Below are 21358 nucleotides of genomic sequence, written 5' to 3'. Positions count from 1 at the left end.
TATATACTATAGGCGGTCTTTTTTTATAAAACCTATTTAATGTTTCTCTTTTGCAGGTTAAATACTGTTCCTGCAGGGTCTTGAATCCAATGCATATTTCCTGATAGCTCCTCAAGTTCGTCACAAGTTTCCACTCCGTTGGATTGCAAATAGTTTGTTGCCTCTTCTACATTAGGAACCGTAAGCTGTAACCAAGTTTCTGAATGTGTATAATTGTCCACGCAGTCCAACCAGAGAATATTGCTTCCGAATTTGACTTTGTGTGTTTTAGACACGGTTGGACTGTCAATGGGCTTTTCTTCGACTTCCATCTTGAGAATATTCCTGTAAAAAGCAAGGGTTTTCTCATATTTACTTTTGGGAATTTTTATGGCAATGTTTATTCCTGCTTCGAATTTTTTATCCATATCTGCTTATTTTTTAATTCATGTACTTGCATTATCATCAGTTAGAATGACCGCCAACGTTTGTATATGAAAAGTAGCGGATTTTAAGGCAGTAACATTTCGGTTTGATACTGACGTTAAATTTATTTAATCCACTTTATATTCAGCACTGTAACCGCTATTTTTTATATCGTTATTGCCAAAAAATAAAACATACCAACTGTAATTATCTAAATGGTTTTCCGAGTCAGACTCAGCATAGCAATTAAGCCTAAACCATAAAAACCCGTCAAGGATAGCCCTAGTACTGTTTATTTTATTAACAAAATATAGTTCAAAAAGGCACAATTTATTGAGTAAATTTAAGGTGTAAGTGGTTTAAATAACTACGTTACGCCAAACCAAAGTAAATACAAATTAGGGCAATGGTGTCAAAAAAACCATGTACAGCAATAACAAACCACAAATCATATTTACGCAAGTAGAAGATTAAGGCTAAGAGCCCGCCAACAATACCTGCAACAATTTGGCCTGTAATTCCTTGATAACTGTGCATAAAGCCAAAAAAACTGGCAAGTAGAACAATATTAAGCACGATACTTACTTTGCTTTCTCCAAAGAATTTTACAAATTGTCGCATAAAATAACCGCGAAAGATAATTTCTTCACCAAACCCCGCAGTTGCCCAGACTAATAATAATGCAATTAAACAGGCTGGAAGATTTCCTCTCAATTGATTAAAACTTGAATAATCGATAGGAACTCCTGTGAGTTTTGTAATTCCCGGAACCAATGCGAAGACATAAAAAACAAAGAGTCCTAATGCAACTAATGGAGCAAGAACTAAGATATTTTTTACTGTGAATTTTTTACGTTGAAACCCAAGTGCTGAAAACGGTTTTCCGTCATATTCTACATAATTAGCTATTATGATTAATAGAGAAATAATAATGTTTTCTACGTAACTTAAACGGATGGGTCCAAACCATATGAAGCAGATGATTGCAATGGTAATTAATGGAACTAATGTTTGGCGTAAGGTGATTTTGTTCATTTTTTCTGATTCTAAATTCTTAGCGAAATAATGAACAAAATCTCTGAAAACTCCTTTAAATATTTATGTTTTCACTGAATGGTCGTGAATTTATAACTGAATAGTCGGCCGTTTTTGGCATCTTTTATTGAAACCAATCCATAAATGCCTTTCGCTTGTAACGACTGATATTGATTTGAGAAATCACATCGTTTCCAATGGAAGCATTCAGCCGAATACGCAACTTTCCATTTTCAATTTTTTCAATTTGGTCTACAGCATCTTTGTGAATGATAATTTTCCGATTGGCTCTAAAAAACAATTGATCGTTTATTTTTTCTTCCAGCTCATTCAATGTGAAATCGGTGTTAATTGAGGTGCCATCATTTTTTACCGTATACACAATTTTGTTTTCTATGTAAAAACACACAATATCTTCATAGATAAGTTTTGTCATTTTCGCGCCGCTTTCAATAGTAATTTCAGCATCTTTTATAGATAACTTATATAAACTGTATAGGTCTCGCGCATACAATAAACCTACGAGAATAAAACTCAATAATAAGGTAAGGAGCAAACCAATTAATAAATAGTAGAACTCTGTCTCAGCACCTGCAACTATATTTATAATAATATTTAAAGGAATATACATGATTGTAATATAACCCAGGGTAGAAGCCATAAACCATATGATAGTGGCAATTTCCACCTTTTTAGAAAAATGCTTTCTCTTGTAAAATTTAAAATTAAAATCCGCTATGATTCCAATGAGAAAACATAAAGCGATAGATGACAGAAAACCTTCTATGGGGAATCTATACGATTCAGTATCTGGGAAACTATCACGATTTGCTAAATGATTTACTACTAAAGAGAAAATCGTGAATACAATAGCTTTCTGAAACCAACGCCTTGCAGAACTACTGTTAAATGAATACCATATTGTCTTTACTGTATTCTTGGTTGGATGTACAATATTCATGTATTAGAAGCTTTTTTTTGTTAAAATCCAAAGTTAAAGTATGCCTGATTAGGTAAAAAAAGTTGTTACGAAGAACATCCCTCGAGTATTTTTGACAACCTTCCAGTTAACGCAAGTGCGAATTAGGGAACGAGATTTATCTTCTAATTACCATATTAAAAGGTACATAAAAATGCCATTTTTGACTGGTCTTCCGCAATTTGTGTTAGCATCAACGAAAAAGCAGTAATCGAGTACCTTTAAAATTCACCATAAAATTAAAGATTATGAAAACTACGTTTACTGCCTTACCAAATTTATTCATAGGGATCGAAATCCACAAGAGGAGCTGGAAAATACACTGCAGTACAGGCAACTGCATCTTACAGAGTTTGATAATGACCACTGGAGCCATACCTTTCGTCACTGGATCGATAATCAGGAATTCAATTTTCCTACGGCCCGCGAAACCATGGCCAGCAAGACTCATAAACTCCTGAGTCGCACCTTGGCCGTAATAAAAACTGAAACACCTTATGAAATAGGTGTGGTAGCATAAAAATTACCCAATGATCAAACTCAAGTCAAAAAAAGCCTGTACCGCAAAACAATGAAGGTGGGCATTTATGGACCACATTTTTGTTAGCCAGTGGACAGGCTTATTTAACCAATCATAGAGATGCTGGTGGCGCTCATTAGAAGTGACCACAAATAGGATGCTGAGCGGGTTATTATAGCGTTGAATTTCTGTCGAAGCAAAGCTTCACCAAAAATTTAACGCGCCGAAAATATAATTATTGAAATAAAGGATTTTAAATATTAAATTTAGAAGAGAAGCTGATTATTGCTTTTCAGAGGATTCATTGTTGTACTCAGGCTTTTTACTCGTATTGAAAAAAGAATAAATTTTATTGTTTTTCAATAAATAATTATTGATATTTGTTTTTTAATTTAAAAAACTAAGAATGAAAACAAATAAAATTTTAAGTACAATGAAGGTTGTTTCGTGGGTGATTTTCATTGGAATTTGCATCAAAGCAGGGGCGATTATTATCTCCTCATTTGTTAGTCTTTTTGTTAATCAAGAGGCGACTAAAGATTTATATTTAGGTCTTAATCTTTCAACGCTTTATGAATTTGGTGTAGGTCATTATGTAGCACTCTTGGCTTTCATAATTTCATTATTAGCTCTCCAAGCTTATATATTTTTTTTGGTTATTAAACTGTTTTCCAAGTTCGATGAACATTTTCCATTTAATCAGGAACTATCAAAATTAATAATCAAAATCAGCTACTTCTCTCTTTTTACAGGATTAATCGCATTAATTGGAACAGGATATAGTAAATGGTTGGGTAAAAAAGATATTCTCGTAATATTCGATTGGGGTGCTGAAGAATTTCTTTTTATGTCAGGTGTAATTTTTATTGTTGCTTTATTTTACAAGCGAGGAGTTGAAATTCAGTCAGAAAATGAATTAACAGTTTAAATTATGGCTATAGTTGTTAACGTAGATGTTATGATGGCTAAAAGAAAGATGTCTTTAAACGAACTTTCTGAGAAAGTAGGCGTTACTTTATCAAATTTATCTATTTTAAAAACTGGAAAGGCAAAAGCCGTTCGTTTTAGTACGTTAAATTCAATATGCCAGGTTCTGGAATGTCAACCTGGTGATATATTAGAGTTTCAAGAAAATGAAAAATAATACCAACTTCATTTTTTAGCTTGCGTACAACGTCCCGTATAACGCAAGTTGCGGGATGGACAGAAAAAACTGTCCGTCAAAACTCTATTTTAAAAGGTAGTCAAAAATGTCATTTTTGAGAGGTATACCGCAATTTGTATTATTCATTGTTAGCCACAGTTTTATTTCTACCTAACATTGTTTGCCACAGACCTAAACTTTCTAAAATCAGCTTGCGAGCTAACATTTGTACATTAAAAACGTCATAAGGACTTATGAATTCTGTCAGTTCCTTAAACTTATGTGCTGCGATATAGTTTCTTAAATAGCTCGCGTTGTGCAAAGCCTCTGGGAAAGTCAGGGTTTTATCTCTAACCTTTTCTCCATATTTAATCCACTCCGAATCAATGCCAAAGTAAGGTTTGATATTCTTTTCAATTGCAGTTTGTTCCCCTCTAAATATCCAGTCAAAAGTATCCGATTCTTTAATCCCCTTTTTCTCTAACCTTAGGAGGACATTTTTTAAAACTTTTGGATTCCATTGTCCCTTCTCGCTGTTTAGAAACCGAGGATTTTTTGCGCTGGATCTGATTTCAAGACCCAACTCTTCAATTGCTGAAAAAGCAGCTATAATTGCAAATGCTGCTCGTGTATGATTTTGCTTTTCAAATGCATAATGGTCAAATATTTGCCCATACATCGGATCTGCTGATTGAGGTGAAAAGGAAAGTAGTTCCAGGCTTATTTTAAGTTTTTCTAAGGCATAAGACTCATCTCTTTTATTTATAATTTTTTCAAAACTTGGCAACCAAAGGCTGTACTTTCTAATTTATGAAAAGTGCCAGGAAAAGTTTTATAAAAATCTGGAGGCCTATCAGTCTTTTTGGATACATATAGATCTAAAAAAGTATTTGTCGGATCTGGATAGGCTAACATCATTCCGCCCTTAATTAGAGATAAAGCATTAGCCGCGATGTTCTCATCAGGAGATAAAATAATTAATTCATTCTGTTGAAGTTCAAATTTATTATCAAAATCCCTTGCATTTTTGCCGCCGCCGTAATGTATTTCACCCAATCCATTACCATATTCCCAAAAGCAATTCGTGGGTTCTGGAATTAGTTCTAAGCTAAAGTCAGATTTTGTGAAATCAAGATTTTCAATTATTCTTGAATTTCGAAGATTTACAATTAAGTGGGTTCGAAATTTTTCCATTAAATTTTGCCTAACGGCTCGAATAACGCAAGTTGCGGCTTGGCGACTCTAATTTGTCCGTTAATGACTTTACTTTAAAGGTAGTCAAAAATGCCATTTTTGAGAGGTATTCCGCAATTTGTGTTATTTATTGTTGTACATCAGTGGCGACACAGTTGAGTGAGCACGAGAGATTTGCCGTTTTTTTTCTGAGGAACTCCAAATCTTATTTTTTTGAAAATAAATTTTTTCCGTAAGAGTGAGAAAATTAACCGCGGCTGAGTGAGGTTAAGTTTATGAAACTATCTCGCTGTTCCGCTTAATTTTAATTAGTTCGATTATTTTTAATTCCGCAAGAGTGATAAAATTAATTTTCAGTCGAGTGAGAGTCAGTCGTTTTAATTTTTTTTGTGTTAAAGATTGTCAGATACTGATTTCCACGAGCAGCATTTAAAATTTAATTTTTATCAAGTTTGAGTGAGGTCAGGAGCCATTGTGTACAACTCGTTATATAACAGCAAAACACTTCTTTTTACCACCTTATAAAAGGGAATAAAACAACTTTTGTTACTGCTGACAGTAAATCTATTAAAATTCTGTTAAAGACAATTATGGAAACCCGTAAAGAAGCACATATTTCCGGGATTTGTTACAGTTAGAATAGAACACAAAAAAAGCCTAAAGAATCTTCAGGCTTATAAATGATATTTTCAGAAGGATTTTTTAAAGTTGTTTAGCTCATCACCTGCTGCTGTATCCACACCGCCAGCTGAGTTTCATAGACGCGAGTGAGAATGATCACTGCTGCTCCAATCCCCACAAACCACCAGGAATATTTTTCCCGCTTCACCTGGATTCCCGAGATTATTCCCAGGATAAGAAAGGGAAGCATTAAAACAAGATTTGGAACAAGCCAGGCACCACCAAAGATGATCACCAGCTTCATAACAATGAAAAATATACTGTAGATAAGGATGATCTTCGTGATGATCACCAGATTCCTGTGTGACATATTATCTGTAATTCCCGGGCTGTTTTCTTAAATGGTTCAGCTGTTCAAAACCCTGACCCAAATTTAAAAGCATAGCTTCTTCAAAGGGTTTGGCTATAAAAGTGATACTCTTTGGCTCCCCGGTAGCTTCAAAGCCGGCAGGAACAGCGAGAGCAGGATACTTTGCCACGGCAGCATAGGCCGCATGATAATTATTTATGGAAGCAACTGCATCAAGGTTGTGTTGATCCATAGGCACGTCAAAAAACCGTCTTCCGTTTTCCTGAAGCTGTGCAGAGATCCTTTCCAGCTCTGCAGCACTTGTAGTATCGGCCACTATTGCATCAAAAAGCTGCTGCCCGTATGGTGCCCGCAGTACACTGTCCTGCTGATTGTATTCTGCTATTTCCCCAACACTCCTGAATTCTATATCCTCTCCTGCCTGAGTAGAAAGGTAGGCAGGAAGATCCTTTTTCATATGTGCATTGAGAAGGGTAAGGAAATTTTCCAACGGCACCTGCTCGGCCTCAAATTCTACAATTACGGCTCCGCCTTCTCTCATCGCATTTACAGCATTATTGTACAGGGAATCGGTCAACAGAGACTTCATGACTCCAATTCTTTTTCCGCGGAGACCTTCAGAAGAAAGTGCTTCTACATAATTAATACCTCCTACGACCGATGCAGGATCTTCTGAATCTTTTCCCGTAAGGGCATCGAGCAAAATTGCATTGTCAATAATATATTTTGTCATAGGACCGGGAGTATCCAGGGTGCCGGAAATAGGAATGATCCCGGTGCGGCTCAGCAGCCCAACAGTCGGTTTTAATCCTACCACAGAGTTCTTGGAAGCCGGTGAAAGAATAGAACCGGCTGTTTCGGTCCCAATTGAAGCCACAGCATAATTTGCAGCTACTACCACTCCGCTGCCCGCGCTGGAACCTCCGGTTTCAAATAATTTTCTTCCGTAGGGATTAAGGGTTTGCCCGCCAACGGCACTGTATCCCAGAGGACAACCTTCACAAAAGTAATAGGCCCATTCACTAAGATTTGCCTTACCCAAAATAAGCGCCTTATTGTCCAGTAAACGCTCTACAATAAAAGCATCTTCAGTAGGTAAATTCTCCGCCAGGGCAATTGCTCCGGCAGTAGTTTTTACGTTTGAAGTATTGATATTATCCTTGAGCATAATAGGCATTCCGTAAACCGAATTCTCACTCCCTGCAGGGATTTCCTGCTCATCAAGCTGTCTGGCCTGTGCCACTACATCGGGATTCAATGCGATCACTGCGTTAAGGGAAAGTTCATTATTGCTTTCAAACTCTCTTATGCGATAAATGTAGAAAAGGGTAAGATCTGTATAGGAAAGTCGGCCGTTCTTAATAGCACGTTGCAGTTCGGGAATGCTTCTTTCAAGAATAAGAGGTTTCAGAGACTCATACTTTCTGGCAGAGAATTGAGCAAGATCCTCTTCAAATGGTTTCCAGATCTCATTCTTGTCCAGGGTTTGAGAATTGATAAGTTTAAACTGCATTCTTTCATTCTCATGCTGCGCCTGTTCTTCAAGTTCGGCAGCTTCATCCTGTCGCTCCCACACCACTGCAGGTTCTGCCACGACCGCTTCTTCTTCTGTTTGTACTTTACAGGAAGTTGCAGTTAAAAGGACCAAAAAAAGAATATAGAATTGCTTCATAGGGATGTAAATTGAATTGAAATGCTATTTAAAGAAAGAATCCACGAATTCATACTTATTAAAAACCTGCAGGTCTTCAATGCCTTCGCCCACCCCAATATATTTTACGGGGATCTGGAACTGGTCACTAATACCTATTACTACCCCGCCTTTTGCGGTTCCGTCAAGTTTGGTTACTGCAAGGGAAGTGACCTCGGTAGCTGCAGTAAATTGTTTAGCCTGCTCAAAAGCATTTTGGCCCGTAGACCCATCCAGAACAAGTAAAACCTCATGAGGCGCATCATCTACCACTTTCTGCATCACCCTCTTCACCTTGGTAAGCTCATTCATTAAATTTACCTTGTTGTGAAGTCGGCCTGCGGTATCAATGATCACCACATCTGCGTCCTGCTTCACTGCGCTCTGCACAGAATCAAATGCCACGGAAGCAGGATCACTACCCATTCTTTGCTTTACAATAGGAACATCCACCCTGTCTGCCCAAACCTGAAGTTGTTCGATCGCGGCTGCTCTAAAAGTATCGGCTGCACCAAGAACCACCTTTTTACCTTCCTTTTTAAATTGATAAGCGAGCTTTCCAATCGTTGTGGTTTTACCTACTCCATTCACGCCAACCACCATGATCACGTAAGGTTTTTTATCTGTAGGAACATAGAACTCTGTCGCTTCGCCCGAATTTGTTTCGGCCATAAGGGCAGCGATCTCCTCCCTCAGGATCTTATTAAGTTCGTCTGTCCCGAGGAACCTGTCCCTGGCTACACGTTCTTCGATACGATTGATGATCTTAACTGTTGTTCCAACACCCACGTCACTGCTCACCAGTACATCCTCCAGGTCGTCGAGTACCTCTTCATCAACTTTGGATTTACCGGCAACTGCTTTTCCCAGCTTGGAAAAGAAATCATTTTTGGATTTTTCAAGACCCTTATCCAGGGTCTCTTTTTTCTCACGCGTGAAGATCTTTTTGAATAAACTCATTATGTGGTATGGTCTTTATTTTTAGTACAAACGGCAAATACCCATAGGCAAAAAGCCGAGGGTAAATATACACAAAAACAAAAAGCCGTCCCGATGTGTATCGGGACGGCCTTTAATTATTTTGAAAATAACTTATTTCTTATTCAGGAAGTCATTTACCATTTCAGGAGCCATAATTCCTTCAACGAAAGTATAGGCACCGGTCTTTGGAGATTTCACCATTTTAATAGCCTTAGTTAATCTCTTTGATCCTGTCTGTAATGTTGCTACTGATTTCTTTGCCATGACTTACGCTTATTTAATTTCTTTATGAACCGTCATTTTCTTTAGAATTGGGTTGAATTTCTTCAGCTCCATTCTATCTGGCGTGTTCTTTTTATTTTTTGTTGTAATATATCTTGAAGTACCCGGTTTACCCGTTGCTTTGTGCTCTGTACACTCTAATATAACCTGAACTCTGTTACCTTTCTTTGCCATTTTACTGCGTCTTAAATGTTAGGATTACTTGGTTAAAAAGCCTTTTGCGCGGGCATCTTTAATTACTGCAGCAATCCCTTTTTTATTAATTGTCTTAATTGCAGAAGTAGATACTTTTAAAGTGATCCATTTATCTTCTTCAGGGATGTAAAAACGTTTTTTAACCAAATTGGCGTCAAATTTACGTTTTGTCTTGTTCATCGCGTGGGAAACATTGTTTCCTACCATTGCTTTCTTACCTGTAAGTTCACAAACTCTTGACATTGTTCTATACTTTAACTCGTTATTTCAAAACAGGCTGCAAATTAACGATTTTTTTACCTAATAGCCAATAGGGAATTAAAAATATTTTTCTGAAGTTCCTCCTTAGCTTCTTCTGCGGAAAATGCTTCTGAAAATGCCACTTTTGACACCTAAGTTTTTGGTTTTATTTTTTTGCTTCGGAAGTTTTTTAAAATCGAACCTTAATTTCGGTTGCTCCTGAAGTACTTTTCAAAAGCCTGAAGCAACAAAAATTAACCAGAATCCCGAGACCAGAGACTGGAGACTGAAGACTGGAGACTGGAGACTGGAGACTGGATTAATGAAAACAAATTTTAAGCACCGAATGCCATAGTCGAATAACAAATCTCAAAATTCTCCTATCGAGATTATTATTTTGTCTCCTGGCTCAAAAGCGCAGCGGTCCTGGCTCTTTATTCCAAAAACGCAGAGATCTTTTTTTATTTCTCTGCCGTAATTTCCTTCAGGATCATTTCAAATGCTTTATGCACAGTGTGTTTTACCACCTGATCCCTGTTATTACCAAAAACAAATTTTTGAGAAAAAACTTTATCAGGCGTTGCAAGACCAATATAAACAGTACCTACTTCGGCATCACTTTCTCCTTTCGTTGGTCCGGCATTTCCGGTTGTTGAAAGCGCGTAGTCAGTTTTAAAAGCCTTGCGGGCGTTCTTTGCCATAGCCTCGGCCACCTCGGCACTAACCACCGAATGTTTTTTAATAAGCTCTTCGGAAATATTCAGGTTTTCAATTTTAAGCTGGGTTGCATAAGAGACAATTCCCCCTTTAAAGCAGCCCGATGCGCCTGGATGAGTGGTAAAGGAAGCCGCCAAAGCTCCTCCTGTGCAACTTTCGGCTGCCGAGAGGAATTTCTTTTTTGCAGTGAGTATTTTACTTATCTGAACAGCAATTTTTTCATCCTCCTCCTGCTCTTCAGAAATAATATCTCCCAGGAGTTCATATAAACCTTCCACCTGCTTCTCAACTGAAGTTATTAGTTCCTCCTCATTTTCACCCTTTCCGGAGAGTCTTAGCCGTACCCGTCCCAATCCCGGTAAGTAAGCCAGCTTAATATGTTTAGGTAGTTTTTCTTCAAAGCCGGCGAGTTTATTCGCAATAACACTTTCGGCCTCTCCGCTTGTGAGAATAGTCTTATGATAAATAAACGGGCGATCAAATTTTTCCCTTAGCCGGGGAATTACCTCCTCTTCCACAAGATTCTTCATCTCGTAAGGCACACCGGGAAGAGAAATGTAAACCTTTTGATCCTTATCGATCCACATCCCTGCAGCAGTCCCGTATTTATTATGCAGCACAGTAGCTTTTGAAGGCAACATTGCCTGCTCTCGGTTAAGATCTGAAATCGGAGTCTTCTTGTATTTCAAGAAAAGCTCCTCGACATGTTGAAGCACCTTTTCATTCAATACCAGCTCATCTTCAAAATAAGCAGCAAGGGTATATTTTGTCACATCATCTTTGGTTGGCCCTAAGCCGCCGGTAAGAATGATGATATCTGCTCTTTTTGAAGCCTCACTTAAAGTAGTAAGGATGTGCTCCTTTTCATCCTGAACAGAAGTGATCTGGTAAACAGAAATCCCAATAAGATTGAGCTCCTTCGCAATATAGGCCGAATTGGAATCGACTATCTGCCCAATAAGGATCTCATCTCCTATGGTAATAATTTCTGCAGTCATTATAGATCAAAATCTTCCTTAAGTTCTTTTTCGGCTTTTTTATACTTATCGGTAATAATGCGGGTAGCCTCTTGAACTTCTTCTTTGTTTTCACCGTCTTTTGCCCAACCTTCGAGGATCTTAATTTGAGGCATTAGACCTAAACCAAACATCTGGAAGTTTGGTTTCATTTTATGAGCGTATTGATAAGCCTGTTCAGGGTTATCCTGAATAACGGCCTGGTTCATTCCTTCAAGATCTGGAGGGATCTCCTCAAGGAATGTTTGTACCACCACTTTTACGAAGTCCTGGTCTCCGCCGGCCATTTCTTCAACACTTTCTAAATTGTAGTTCCTCATTATTTTACCTGTATTGAGAATATTTGTTGGTCTTCTATAAATCCGCTCAATTGATCATTTATTGCAACCGGCCCCACCCCTGCAGGAGTTCCTGTGAAGATCACATCTCCTATTTTGAGCGTAAAATACTGTGAAATATATTCAATTATTTCGTCAATCTTCCATAACATATGTGAAGATCTTCCCTGCTGCACCAGTTTTCCATTTTTTTCCAGTTCAAAACCTATATCATTAAGGTCTTTAAAATGTGATTTTTCAATCCATTTTTCTCCAATGACAGCAGAGCCGTCAAAACCTTTAGCTTTTTCCCACGGCAGACCTTTATCTTTGAGCTTAGTCTGCAGGTCCCGGGCTGTAAAATCGATACCCAATCCAATCTCATCATAATATTTGTGAGCAAATTTCTTCTGAATGTGTTTCCCGATCTTATTGATCCTTACCAGCAGCTCTACTTCGTAGTGCACATCATTGGAAAACTCCGGAATAAAGAAAGGCTGCTTCTTAAGCAGCACAGCCGAATCAGGTTTTAAAAAGATCACCGGCTCATCGGGTCTTTCGTTCTGAAGTTCGGCAATATGATCGGTATAATTCCGACCTATACAGATGATCTTCATTGACAGTATTTATTTAAGTTTTGTGTTGAGCTTTCTCAACTTAATCGCGGTAAGAACTTTCTTGGTATACAGCGGGAAATCGGCATTTTGGAACCAGCCGAAATATCCCGGTTCCTGCTCCAGAATATCTTCCACAGATTTTCCTTTATGTTTACCAAAACTAAAGACTTCTCTTCCCTTTTTATCATACACAATAAAACCTGCAATATCTGCGCATTCTTTCCTGGCTGTAAACGAAGACAGCCACTTTACATCATTCTGCAGTTGTTCTTCATAGCGTTCAAGTTGGGACTTCAGGACTTCATAAGTCGCCATTGTATCGGCTTCGGCACCATGAGCGCCTTCAAGATCTTTACCGCAGTAGAATTTATATGCAGCAGAAAGGGTTCGTTGTTCCATCTTATGGAAAATGGTCTGCACATCAACTGCGAGTGAATTCTTCATGTCAAAATCCACTCCTGCGCGTAACATTTCTTCAGCTAAAAGTGGAATGTCATAACGATTGGAATTATACCCGGCAAGATCGCAACCTTTAATCATTTCATAAACCGTGGGAGCGAGTTCCTTAAAAGTTGGTTCGTTGGCCACTTTCTCATTGGTTATGCCGTGGATGGCAATCACTTCTTTGGAGATTGGCACCGTGGGATTTACCAGCCAGGTTTTGCTTTCACGGTTACCATTGGGAAAAACTTTAAGAATAGAAATTTCGACGATCCTGTCTTTGGCCACATTAGTTCCTGTCGCCTCAAGATCAAAAAAACATAATGGCTTGTTCAGCTTCAATTCCATATAAATTCGGATTTTGGTAAATATACTATTTCCCGAAATTTTTAGGGGAAACAGCTAAAAAAGAAAGCCACAGCCGGAAAGGCCATGGCTTTTTATCATTTTTGAGACTTTAATTATACGTCTCTGTTCTTGTCAAATTTTTCCAGGTATTGGGCTACTCTCTGAACAAACTGTCCTCCCAATGCACCGTTCACCACTCGGTGATCATAGCTGTGAGAAAGGAACATCTTGTATCGAATTCCAATGAAATCTCCTTCGGGAGTTTCAATCACTGCCGGCACTTTTCTAATAGCACCCAAAGCAAGGATCGCAACCTGTGGCTGATTAATAATAGGTGTGCCCATAATACTTCCAAAGGTCCCAACGTTGGTCACCGTATAAGTACCACCCTGGATATCATCCGGTTTTAGCTTGTTGATACGGGCACGGCCGGCAAGATCATTCACTGCTTTTGCCATGCCTACCAGGTTAAGCTGATCGGCATTTTTAATCACCGGTACAATTAGATTGCCATCGGGAAGGGCTGCTGCCATTCCCAGGTTTATATTTTTCCTCTTAATGATCTTGTCCCCGTCAACGGAAATGTTGATCAATGGGAAATCTTTTATAGCCTTGGCTACAGCCTCCATAAAGATCGGGGTGAATGTAAGTTTCTCCCCTTCTCTTTTTTCAAACGCATCTTTGTTCTTTTTCCTCCAATTCCAGATGTTAGTTACATCAACCTCAATGAAAGACTGCACGTGAGCTGAAGTTTGTGCACTTTCCACCATGTGATGAGCTATCATTTTGCCCATTCGGGACATCTCAATGATCTCGTCCTCACCATTCACACTCACAGGAGTTTTAGCGGGTTGTGATGCAGCCTGGTTTTGAGTTGCAGCTTGTTGTTGTGGTTGTTGACCTGACTTTGATGCAGGTTGAGAAGATCGGGTTTCAAGGTATTCTAAAATGTCATTTTTAGTCACTCTTCCATCCTTACCGCTACCTTCTAATTTCTCGAGCTCATCAAATGAAATTCCTTCTTCCTTGGCAATATTCTTAACCAATGGAGAATAAAACCTGTTACTATCAGAGAAATCCTGGGTGCTTATTTCTTTAGCCTTGTCCACACGCTCCTCGGCGGCGGCAACAGCTTCTTCAATTTCGGGAGAAGGCACTTGCTGGTCAGCTACCGGGGTAGTTTCGGCCGCCTCATCGCTTTCAGTTTCAATTATAGCGATCGTTTGTCCTACCTGCACTACATCATCTGCATTAAAAAGCTTTTCTACCAGCTTTCCGTCAACTTCGCTAGGTACTTCACTGTCCACTTTATCTGTGGCAATTTCCAGAACAGCCTCATCGGCTTCAATGGTATCTCCAACTTCCTTTAACCAATTTGTAATGGTTGCTTCCGCAACACTTTCCCCCATTTTGGGTAATTTCAGTTCAAATCTTGCCATATTCTTATCTCGAAGTTGTTCTATATTATTCTGACTGCAAAATTATTAAAAATTTACCTCAATTAATAATAATTATTCAGCACCCGATATTTTAGGAGTTCTTTCAGCTTCTGAATCAGAGCCGCTTTTCCGAGTAAAATTACAATTTTTATTCAGGAATTTTGTGCAGGGAATATTGATGATGTTAATTCTTCAGCGAACTTTCAAAAGGAATTCTGTTGGTTATGCTCCTTCCTAACGTAACCTCATCTGCATATTCAAGTTCATCTCCTACAGAAATTCCACGGGCAATGGTACTGGTTTTTATCTCCAGCCCTTCCAGCTGCTTAAAAATGTAAAAGTTTGTTGTGTCACCTTCGAGGGTGCTGCTAAGGGCAAAAATGATCTCTTCTATTTCCCCTTTTCGAGCCTTTTCTACTAAGGATTTTATAGTGAGTTGCGAAGGCCCCACTCCTTCCATAGGGTTGATCTTACCGCCCAAAACATGATAAAGTCCACGGTACTGGCTCGTATTTTCAATAGCCATCACATCCCTAATATCTTCTACCACACAAACTACTTCCTGTTGGCGACTTCTATTCGCACAGATCTCGCATAATTTTGTATCACTTATATTGTGGCAATTTCTGCAAAATTTTACTTCTGTCTTGAGATCTACCAAGGCTTTACTTAAAGCCACCGTTTGGGACTCCGGCTGCTTTAAAAGATGCAATACCAATCGCAGGGCGGTGCGCCTGCCAATCCCCGGAAGCTGAGACATCTCATTCACAGCTCCTTCTAATAATTTTGAAGAAAAATCCATACTTCAAAATTAATTCTTATTTCATACAATTCCCAGAAAAAGAACCTGCATTCGCGGTGCTGCAGATATTGTTAAGTTTTGTAATTTGCTGCCGAAATTCTGACAAATGCAGCCCTATTCCATACTCCTTCTAATAGCCGGTTATTTCCTTACGCTCATTTTTATTTCCTGGATAACCGGAAGAAAATCTGATAACAATACATTTTTTAAGGCCAACAGGCAGTCGCCATGGTATGTTGTGGCTTTCGGGATGATAGGGGCCTCCCTCAGCGGAGTAACTTTTATTTCTGTACCCGGATGGGTGGAAGCGAGCCAGTTTAGCTATATGCAGGTGGTTTTGGGTTATGTGGTTGGTTATATTGTGATTGGGCTGGTATTGCTACCGCTCTACTACAGGATGAATCTTACCTCTATTTATACTTACCTGGAAGGCAGGTTTGGGACATACTCTTACAAGACCGGAGCCTCATTCTTTTTACTTTCCCGGGTGGTAGGAGCAAGTTTCAGGCTTTTCCTGGTCGCAAATGTCCTGCAGATCATTCTTTTTGACAGCCTTGGAATCCCTTTTTGGGCCACTGTGATCATGACGATCTTGCTAATTTGGCTGTACACCTTTAGATCGGGGATAAAAACCATTGTTTATACCGATACGCTTCAGACTCTCTGTATGCTTATTGCTGTAGGTGTCAGTATATATTATGTTTCAGATGATCTTGGTATACAGGGCGGCGAATTGATCTCACACATTTCGAATAGTGAGTTGTCAAAAATGTTCTTTTTCGACGACATTAAAAGTGCCGACTATTTTTGGAAACAATTTATTTCGGGTGCTTTTATTACCATTGTGATGACAGGACTTGATCAGGATATGATGCAAAAAAACCTCACCTGTCGCAATCTTGGAGATGCCCAGAAGAACATGTTCTGGTTTACCATTGTACTGGTGTTTGTTAATCTTTTGTTCCTGGCACTTGGAGTATTACTTACCGAATATGCACGCGTTAACGGACTGGAAGCTTCAAAGGATGATCTTTTCCCGGTAATAGCAACTTCGGGAGAACTGGGAGTAGGAATCGCGGTCTTTTTCATCCTGGGATTGATCGCTGCTGCATACAGTAGTGCAGATAGCGCCCTTACAGCCCTTACCACCTCCTTTAGTATTGATATTCTCGATATTGAGAATAAATACAAGCCCGAGAAGCAGGAAGCTGCGAGAAAACTAATTCATATTGGCGTTTCTATAGTCTTGATCCTGGTGATCATCGCCTTTAAATATGTGATCAAGGACGAGAGCGTCATCGCAAAACTTTTCGTCTTTGCAGGATATACCTACGGACCTTTACTGGGCTTGTACAGCTTTGGACTCTTTACAAAGATGAAGGTAAAGGATAAACTTGTGCCGGTAATTGCTATTCTGTCGCCAATCTTAACCTACGTGATAAGCATCAACAGCCTTGTGTGGTTTGGTTTTGAGTTTGGATTTTTCGTCCTTATCCTCAATGGGCTCCTTACCTTCCTGGGATTAATATTGCTTCGTAGAAAGTAAAATCAGCGTACAGGCTACCTCAACTTCTATGTTATTTTTTTGAAGAAGTCTGTAAAATTCAGGATTTTCTGTACCTGGATTGAAGATCACTCTTTCAGGTTGCAGAGAAAGAATATAATCGTAATATTCCGGCTGTCTTGGGGGACCAAGGTACAAAGTGACTGTGTGTACATCTTCAAAAGCCACCTGTTCGTTCTCAATTTGTACTCCGGCTACTTCTCCTTTTCTCAAACCTATTGCCACCGTGGGAACCTGATTCCTTACGAGCCTGTTTATCGCAATGTTAGCATATCTTGAGGGGTTGGTAGTTGCACCCAATACGAGGGTTTTCTTATCCATTTTAAATTTTTTTTTCAGTTAGTGTAACAAATGCCAAAGATAGGCAGTCTTTAAGATAAGAAATATTTCCCGCATTGGGGCGATTTAAAAGACATTGATGGTTAGTGTTAAAAGAGCCCCGTGCTAAGCCCATACTTTTTGTATGGGCTTTTTTGATCTGAAATCTTATAAGAAACGACTTACGTAAAGGTTAAAATTTACGTGTTTTTGTAACAAAATGCTATTTATATAGTCTTTTAAGTATACCAGAATTGTTTTTTTAAAAAAAACCCGGTTCTTTTATTAGGCAATGCAAGGTATTAGGTTAAATCAATCATCATCAAATCAATCAAAAAATGAAACAGTTAATTTTAATTTTAATTCTCGTTTGGGGAACCTTTTCCGGAAATGCGAAAACAAATCCTACTGAATTAGGCAGCATCACCGGACAGGTACTCGACAGTGAACTAAAGGAGCCTATTCCATATGCCACTATTACGGTTACAACCCCCGAAGGCGAAATTACTACCGGAGCCGTAACCTCTGCAGACGGAAGCTTTTCCGTAGAAAAACTGAAAGACGGGAATTATATTCTTAAAGTACAGTTCATGGGATATAAACCATATTCCCAGGAAATAAAAGTAATTGGGGGAAATCGTCAATTCAACTTAGGTGCAATTTATCTGGAACCTGAGGTTGCCCAACTGGAAGGGGTTGACATAGTGGCCGAGAGATCTACTATTGAACAACGTATAGACCGAAAAGTAGTTAATGTGGGAAAAGATCTTACTACTACAGGGGCATCGGCCAGTGAAATCATGAACAATATTCCCAGCCTGGCAGTGGATCAGGACGGTAATATTTCCATGCGAGGGAATGCGAACGTAAGGATCCTTGTGGACGGGAAGCCCACAAACATTCCTGCGGCACAACTTCTCAAGCAAATCCCCAGCACTTCAATAAAAAGCATTGAACTTATCACCAACCCTTCGGCCAAATATAATCCTGAAGGCATGAGCGGAATCATCAATATCATTCTGCACAAAAATTCGAACCTGGGCTTTAACGGAAATCTCAATACAGGGGTAACCATTGGTGATAACACCCGGTACACCGGCTCCCTCGACATGAACTACCGCAGGGGAAAACTGAACTTCTTCGGGAATTTTGGAGCGAATGGCGGTAAAAGAGAACAGATAGGTGTTCTCCAAAACTTTACAAATGATTACACAGAAAACATTCGTTTTCTCAATAATAATGAATCTTATCTTTTTAAAGTAGGAGTAGATTATTACCTGAATGACAATAATACTTTTTCCTTTTATACCAATCAAAATTATTATTTGGGGGGACCCATAGGAGAAGCGAATATCATTTTTGACAATCCCGGTGCAGGAAATATTTATCAGGACTTTACTATAGACAATGAGAATGTAACCCACACTTATAACTTCGTTTATAATCATGATTTTAATTCTGAAGGTCACAAATTGATCCTGGAAGCAGATCACAGTACGACCGATGGAGAAGAGATCGCCCGCTTTGAATATTCGGGGGCCGGGGTTGGAGATTTGGATTCCTACCGTGATGACGTGGAGGAAGATCTCTCCAACTCTACTTTTAATCTTGATTATGAAAATCCTTTTTCTAAAACTGCAAAGCTTGAACTGGGCGCCGAAGCAAGGTTAAGAAGAAGTTCCAATGATTACCGCACCACAAACGAAATGTTGGAGAATTCCCACTACGACTATGATAATAATATCTATTCCTTCTATTCCACTTTTGGACAGAATTGGGAAAAATGGTCTTACCAGCTTGGAGCAAGGGTAGAAAGATATGAAGTAGAAGCCGTTCTGGATGGAGATCTTGTTTACGAAACAGATTATTTCACGCTTTATCCTTCCGCTTTCCTGTCTTACAAAATTAATGAAATGAAGACCCTGCAAATTAGCTATGGAAGAAGAGTTGACCGGCCGGGATTGAATCAGGTGAATCCGGTAAGAGAGTTTTCTACTCCCCGTCTTACTCAGGTAGGCAACCCGGAACTGGATCCACAATTCACAAACTCCATAGAACTTAATTACACCCACAATTTCAAGAAAGGGAGTTTCACAGGGGGCGTCTTCTATAGGTTAATAGAGGATGAGATAAACCAGGTTTTATTGATCGACCCCGAGGATCCTTCCCGTTTACTACTCACATACATGAACTGGAAGGATAATACAGCTTATGGATTTGAATTGGGCGGCAGGTATAAACCTTTCTCCTGGTGGAGCCTTAATCCCAGTTTTGAATTATACAACCGTACCGAAAAAGGAATTGTGGGAGAAGAATACCTGGAAGTAGAGAGTTCGGTTTACAATTTTAGGCTGAGTCAAAGCTTTAATGTTACTAAAAAACTTACCCTCCAGCTTTTTGGCATGTACCGCAGCAGTACTGAATTGTTACAGATAAGGCCGGAGGAGTTTTATTTCATGAACGCCGGGGCCCGCTACAGCTTCTTGAAAGACAAAGCTACCATAAGCCTAAACTTTAATGACATTTTTAATACCCAGGAATTTACCTTTACTTCAGATTTGCCTTACGAGCAAAGAGGCCACTTTGAAAGCGATTCGCAGACTGTTTACCTAGGCTTTTCCTATAGATTTGGCGGCGGAAAAAATAAAGCCCTTAGCAGGAAACAAAGAGACGATAATACCGAATCGGGAGGAGGATTATTTTAAAGATAAGTTTAAGATTAGACTAGAGACCGTTACGCTCCAAGAATCCAGAACCAAGACTTCAAAATTCTTTACTGAAAAGACAGAATTAATTTATCTGTTTTTAGTCACCCACTCTAAGAGGTTAGATTTGTCTGCCTAACAACCGGAGCGAACCCTTGAAGAAAGTTGAATTATGTTCCCTGGACAAAAATTGTTTAATTAGCCAAAAGAAAATCCGCAACTGAAAAGCTGCGGATTTTTGTCATTTTAGAGTGTTGGATTCGCTTATTTATTGTCTCCCGATTCTTACCACTTCATAATTGCACTGGCCCAGGTAAAACCACTTCCAAAGGCGGCCAGAACTACTGTATCACCTTCTTTTACCTTTCCTTCTTCCCATGCTTCTGTTAAAGCAATAGGAATAGAAGCTGCAGTAGTATTCCCGTACCGCTGAATATTGTTATAAACCTGATCATCTCCAAGCTGGAACTTCTGCTGAATAAACTGGGAAATTCGCAGGTTAGCCTGGTGTGGAATTAGCATATCGATATCCTTAACCTCAAGCCCGTTTGCATCCAATCCTTCTTTGATCACTTCAGAAAAACGCACTACTGCATTTTTAAATACGAACTGGCCATTCATGTATGGATAGTATATGATGTCATCTCCCTGTGGATTCTCTTCGATGATCTGTGGTACCCAATGCATTGTATTGGGACCTTTAAGAGACAATTCCAGTGCATGTTTACCTTCAGAATGTAAGTGGGTGGAAAGAATGCCCTGCCCGTTGTGGTCACTACGGGAAAGAACTGCAGCTCCTGCCCCATCCCCAAAGATAACCGAAACTCCGCGGCCACGGTTACTAAAGTCGAGTCCGCCGCTGTGGTTTTCACTTCCTATCAACAGCACATTCTCATACATTCCGGTTTTAATATATTGATCGGCTACAGAAAGGCCATAGATGAATCCGCTGCACTGGTTCCTTACATCCAGGGCAGGACAGGTACTGATATCCAGTATTTCCTGAATCTGCACGCCTCCTCCGGGAAAATAATAATCGGGACTTAAGGTGGCAAACACGATGAGATCTATATCATCTTTTGAAATTCCGGCACGTTCAATGGCTATTCTGGCAGCTTTAGCCCCCATTACGGCGGTAGAATTTCCATCTCCTTTCTTGATATGGCGCCTTTCTTTGATCCCCGTCCTCTCCTGGATCCATTCATCACTGGTGTCCATTATTTTGGAAAGATCATCGTTTGTCACCACATTTTCGGGTACATAAAATCCGAGGCCGGCTATTTTTGTTTGATACATGTATAAATTTTTAGACTCTGATAAATTATTTCTTTTAAATTTAGGCATTTAATAAAAAGATGCTTCGCAATATAAGAAACATTAACATCTTGACAACGGAGCGTTTCTCAACCTAATTCAAT

General features: G+C 39.2%; 23 protein-coding genes. 4 read left to right on the top strand and 19 right to left on the bottom strand.

What is annotated here, in order from left to right:
- Nucleotides 1–32: 32 nt before the first annotated feature.
- The 3 genes from H148_RS0111715 to H148_RS0111705 all read right to left on the bottom strand — a co-directional run bounded on the left by H148_RS0111715 (nucleotide 33) and on the right by H148_RS0111705 (nucleotide 2401).
- A complete protein-coding gene (locus H148_RS0111715; RefSeq protein WP_029034973.1) occupies nucleotides 33–407 on the bottom strand; it encodes a VOC family protein in 375 nt (124 codons plus the stop codon).
- 370 nt (nucleotides 408–777) lie between these two features.
- On the bottom strand, nucleotides 778–1440 hold the full coding sequence (locus tag H148_RS0111710; protein WP_029034972.1) for a CPBP family intramembrane glutamic endopeptidase: 663 nt from the start codon (nucleotides 1438–1440) through the stop codon (nucleotides 778–780).
- A gap of 124 nt (nucleotides 1441–1564) precedes the next feature.
- Nucleotides 1565–2401 carry a LytR/AlgR family response regulator transcription factor gene (locus H148_RS0111705; RefSeq protein WP_029034971.1) on the bottom strand — a complete coding sequence of 279 codons (837 nt, stop codon included), beginning with the start codon at nucleotides 2399–2401 and terminating at the stop codon, nucleotides 1565–1567.
- A gap of 944 nt (nucleotides 2402–3345) precedes the next feature.
- Between H148_RS0111705 and H148_RS0111695 the strand changes: the two genes are divergently transcribed.
- Nucleotides 3346–3867, top strand: coding sequence for a DUF2975 domain-containing protein (locus H148_RS0111695; protein ID WP_029034969.1), 522 nt, complete (start codon nucleotides 3346–3348; stop codon nucleotides 3865–3867).
- A gap of 3 nt (nucleotides 3868–3870) precedes the next feature.
- Nucleotides 3871–4083, top strand: coding sequence for a helix-turn-helix domain-containing protein (locus H148_RS0111690; RefSeq protein ID WP_029034968.1), 213 nt, complete (start codon nucleotides 3871–3873; stop codon nucleotides 4081–4083).
- A gap of 139 nt (nucleotides 4084–4222) precedes the next feature.
- Here H148_RS0111690 and H148_RS0111685 read toward each other — a convergent pair whose 3' ends face one another.
- From H148_RS0111685 to recR, 14 genes are all read right to left on the bottom strand, one after another.
- A complete protein-coding gene (locus tag H148_RS0111685) occupies nucleotides 4223–4870 on the bottom strand; it encodes a hypothetical protein (protein ID WP_029034967.1) in 648 nt (215 codons plus the stop codon).
- Nucleotides 4846–5277: a hypothetical protein gene (locus H148_RS0111680; RefSeq protein WP_029034966.1), complete on the bottom strand. Its 432-nt coding sequence runs from the start codon at nucleotides 5275–5277 to the stop codon at nucleotides 4846–4848. Before H148_RS0111680 ends, H148_RS0111685 begins: the two co-directional genes overlap by 25 nt.
- Nucleotides 5278–5989: 712 nt before the next feature.
- Entirely contained in the window at nucleotides 5990–6268 is a 279-nt protein-coding gene (locus tag H148_RS0111675; RefSeq protein WP_037325168.1) for a hypothetical protein, read from the bottom strand.
- A 1-nt stretch (nucleotide 6269) separates the two neighbouring features.
- Entirely contained in the window at nucleotides 6270–7940 is a 1671-nt protein-coding gene (locus H148_RS0111670; protein ID WP_029034964.1) for an amidase family protein, read from the bottom strand.
- Between the two features lie 24 nt (nucleotides 7941–7964).
- Nucleotides 7965–8918: a signal recognition particle-docking protein FtsY gene (gene ftsY, locus H148_RS0111665; RefSeq protein WP_029034963.1), complete on the bottom strand. Its 954-nt coding sequence runs from the start codon at nucleotides 8916–8918 to the stop codon at nucleotides 7965–7967.
- A 132-nt stretch (nucleotides 8919–9050) separates the two neighbouring features.
- The gene (locus H148_RS18515) at nucleotides 9051–9203 is read right to left on the bottom strand and encodes a DUF4295 domain-containing protein (RefSeq protein WP_083961659.1); all 153 of its coding nucleotides are present in this window, start codon (nucleotides 9201–9203) and stop codon (nucleotides 9051–9053) included.
- Between the two features lie 9 nt (nucleotides 9204–9212).
- Entirely contained in the window at nucleotides 9213–9395 is a 183-nt protein-coding gene (rpmG, locus tag H148_RS0111655) for a 50S ribosomal protein L33 (protein WP_029034962.1), read from the bottom strand.
- 24 nt (nucleotides 9396–9419) lie between these two features.
- Nucleotides 9420–9659 (bottom strand): 50S ribosomal protein L28, encoded by a 240-nt coding sequence (gene rpmB, locus H148_RS0111650; protein ID WP_029034961.1) that lies wholly within the window; start codon nucleotides 9657–9659, stop codon nucleotides 9420–9422.
- Between the two features lie 458 nt (nucleotides 9660–10117).
- Nucleotides 10118–11371: a competence/damage-inducible protein A gene (locus H148_RS0111645; RefSeq protein ID WP_029034960.1), complete on the bottom strand. Its 1254-nt coding sequence runs from the start codon at nucleotides 11369–11371 to the stop codon at nucleotides 10118–10120.
- Complete coding sequence (locus H148_RS0111640; protein ID WP_029034959.1) at nucleotides 11371–11709, bottom strand: Hpt domain-containing protein; 339 nt, start codon at nucleotides 11707–11709, stop codon at nucleotides 11371–11373. Before H148_RS0111640 ends, H148_RS0111645 begins: the two co-directional genes overlap by 1 nt.
- Entirely contained in the window at nucleotides 11709–12323 is a 615-nt protein-coding gene (locus H148_RS0111635; protein ID WP_029034958.1) for a fumarylacetoacetate hydrolase family protein, read from the bottom strand. The genes H148_RS0111640 and H148_RS0111635 overlap by 1 nt, the downstream gene beginning before the upstream one ends.
- Nucleotides 12324–12332: 9 nt before the next feature.
- Nucleotides 12333–13112, bottom strand: coding sequence for a 3'-5' exonuclease (locus H148_RS0111630; protein WP_029034957.1), 780 nt, complete (start codon nucleotides 13110–13112; stop codon nucleotides 12333–12335).
- Between the two features lie 113 nt (nucleotides 13113–13225).
- A complete protein-coding gene (locus H148_RS0111625; protein WP_029034956.1) occupies nucleotides 13226–14551 on the bottom strand; it encodes a dihydrolipoamide acetyltransferase family protein in 1326 nt (441 codons plus the stop codon).
- A gap of 184 nt (nucleotides 14552–14735) precedes the next feature.
- Entirely contained in the window at nucleotides 14736–15353 is a 618-nt protein-coding gene (gene recR / locus H148_RS0111620; protein ID WP_029034955.1) for a recombination mediator RecR, read from the bottom strand.
- A 106-nt stretch (nucleotides 15354–15459) separates the two neighbouring features.
- On the opposite strand from recR, the gene H148_RS0111615 reads away from it, so the two are divergent.
- Nucleotides 15460–16899 carry a sodium:solute symporter gene (locus H148_RS0111615; protein ID WP_029034954.1) on the top strand — a complete coding sequence of 480 codons (1440 nt, stop codon included), beginning with the start codon at nucleotides 15460–15462 and terminating at the stop codon, nucleotides 16897–16899.
- Here the strand turns inward: H148_RS0111615 and H148_RS0111610 are convergent.
- Complete coding sequence (locus H148_RS0111610) at nucleotides 16876–17238, bottom strand: CoA-binding protein (RefSeq protein ID WP_029034953.1); 363 nt, start codon at nucleotides 17236–17238, stop codon at nucleotides 16876–16878. The genes H148_RS0111615 and H148_RS0111610 overlap by 24 nt on opposite strands.
- 335 nt (nucleotides 17239–17573) lie before the next feature.
- Here H148_RS0111610 and H148_RS0111605 point away from each other — a divergent pair, with 335 nt between their 5' ends.
- Nucleotides 17574–19940, top strand: coding sequence for a TonB-dependent receptor (locus H148_RS0111605; protein ID WP_029034952.1), 2367 nt, complete (start codon nucleotides 17574–17576; stop codon nucleotides 19938–19940).
- Nucleotides 19941–20225: 285 nt separating this feature from the next.
- Here the strand turns inward: H148_RS0111605 and H148_RS0111600 are convergent, their stop codons facing one another.
- Nucleotides 20226–21236 carry a 3-oxoacyl-ACP synthase III family protein gene (locus H148_RS0111600; RefSeq protein WP_029034951.1) on the bottom strand — a complete coding sequence of 337 codons (1011 nt, stop codon included), beginning with the start codon at nucleotides 21234–21236 and terminating at the stop codon, nucleotides 20226–20228.
- Nucleotides 21237–21358 lie beyond the last annotated feature (122 nt).

The sequence above is a fragment of the Salinimicrobium terrae DSM 17865 genome (assembly GCF_000424665.1).
Lineage (GTDB): Bacteria > Bacteroidota > Bacteroidia > Flavobacteriales > Flavobacteriaceae > Salinimicrobium > Salinimicrobium terrae.
Note: the sequence above shows the minus strand (reverse complement) of the source record. Positions and strands in the feature narration are given on the sequence as shown.